Annotated in this window: 1 protein-coding gene; it reads right to left on the bottom strand. The window is 61.3% G+C overall.

Annotation, left to right across the window (positions count from 1 at the left end; all coding sequences use genetic code 11):
* Positions 1-1721: methyl-accepting chemotaxis protein (locus tag ASG57_RS31290; protein WP_057198835.1), on the bottom strand; the 1721-nt coding region annotated here is incomplete at its 3' end.
* Positions 1722-1994 lie beyond the last annotated feature (273 nt).

Genomic DNA, 1994 nt, shown 5'->3' with positions numbered 1-1994 from the left:
CCGGCGATGGTGTTGATCAACTCGACGACGTCGCCGATGCGAGCGGCGGCCTTGGACAGCTCGCTGACGCGGTCGGTGGTGGCGCGGGCCTGGCCGACGGCGTCGCCGGCCATCCGCGCCGATTCCTGAACCTGACGACTGATCTCGCCGACCGAGGACGCCATCTCTTCCGTCGCCGAAGCCACCGACTGCACGTTGCCAGACGCCTGGTCCGATGCGGCGGCGACGACGGAGGCGAGCTGTTGCGCCCGCTCGGCGGTTGAACTCAACGATGTGGCCGAGCTTTCCAGCGCACCGGACGCGGCGGATACCGTCTCGACAATGCCGCCCACGGATGCTTCGAAACTGTCGGCCAACTCGCTCATCGTACGCTTGCGCTCGCGGTCGGCCGTCGCCTGATCCTGGGCGCGCTGTTCGATGCTGCTCTTCAGGTCACCTTGCATTGAGTTCAGCGACGTTGCGAGCCTGCCGACCTCGTCGGCCTGATCGACCTCGAGCTGCTGATTGAAGTCCCCCTTGGCGATACCATCGGCGAAATTGGCGCAATCCTGGATCGGCCGCGCGATCTTGCGTGCGGCGAACGAGATGAGGAAGATCGCCGCCAACACGATGATGAGTCCGACACTGAGCTGCCAGAACGTGCTGGATGTCGCACGGGCGCTAAGAGAGGCATCCAGTTGTCGCGCCGAGGCCAGCACCACCTCGCGCGGGATCGAGATCACGACCGACCACGCATTTTCGGTAAGCCCGAAACGCATGGGCGCGTAGATGTCGATATTGTCGAACTTGGGATCGTCCTGCACCGTACTCTTGCCCGCCTTGACGATGGCGAGGCTTTGGTTCCAATGCGGATCGGCCGCCGCGGCATTCTTTCCGATCAGGTCCTGGTTGGCGCTAAAGGCCACAATCAGGCCGGTGTCGTTGAGGATCGCGACCTTGCCCTTGCCCTCGAACAACGAGTCGTTGAGCTTGACGGCGAGCTTCTGCACGAAGTCGAGGTTGTAGTCGGCGCCGGCAACACCGCGGAATTTGCCGCCGACCATGATTGGAACCGACATGGTCGCCAGGAAAACCGACTTTCCCTGGACGATGTAAGGCAGCGGGCCCAGGATGTTCTCCTTACCCGTCGTGTTAGGATTGATGTACCAGGCCCCTTTTACGAGGCCGTTGGCGTGCCGCTCGCTGCTGTCATATTCGACGAGTGGCTGAACCGCGATGTCGCCGCTGGCGTTCCGTGTCCAATAGGGCAAGAAGCGGCCGGTGTTGTCCGATCCCATCTCCTTGCGTCCCTTGAACCCGGCATCATCGCCATCGAGCGCGCCGGGCTCCCAAGCCGAGTAGGTGCCGTTGAAGGCAGGGTTGCGCTCAAGCACGTGGCGCAGCAGCGCGTTGAACTGGACACGCCGGGACGCAATGGGGGTACCGGTCTTCTCGTCTGCCAGCGTCTCGAAGGCATGCGCCATAGTGCGCGCCGCGTCAAATCCGACCTCCAACTCTGCCTTAATAGCGTTTGATTCGTTGGAGGCTCGATTCATCAGGCTCTCCTTGGTCTGCTGGCTGACCAGCTGCATGACCTCGCGGGTCACGTACTGGTTCATGCTCTGGGTGGAGAAGAGACCGTAACCAATCAGGACGATACAGGTGACCACGAGACAAAGGCCGGCGATCAGAGCGATTTTCAGTTGGATGGAGCGAATGGCGGCAAAAGAAAATAGCTTCACGATGGAGTCTCCGAAACACTGCGGAGAAAGCTAAAGTTTCCTGAGTTCGAAACTCGTAAAGAACCGGAGCCGTACTACCCACGTGAAAAATATGTCAGTGCGGTCAGCACTTGCCTCAAACGAAAAGGGCGGCGCCGACAGCGCCGCCCTTGGAAATCAAGCGAGCGCGAACTACGCCGCGCGGACGTTGGCGAGGAACTTGCTGACCTCGTTCTTCAACCGTCCGGAATCATTCGACAGCATCTGCGCCGCCGACAGCACCTGCGAGGAGGC

Source organism: Bradyrhizobium sp. Leaf396 (assembly GCF_001424605.1).
GTDB classification, from domain to species: domain Bacteria; phylum Pseudomonadota; class Alphaproteobacteria; order Rhizobiales; family Xanthobacteraceae; genus Bradyrhizobium; species Bradyrhizobium japonicum_C.
The sequence above is the reverse complement of the archived record's forward strand: the minus strand, read 5'-3'. Positions and strand labels throughout refer to the sequence as shown.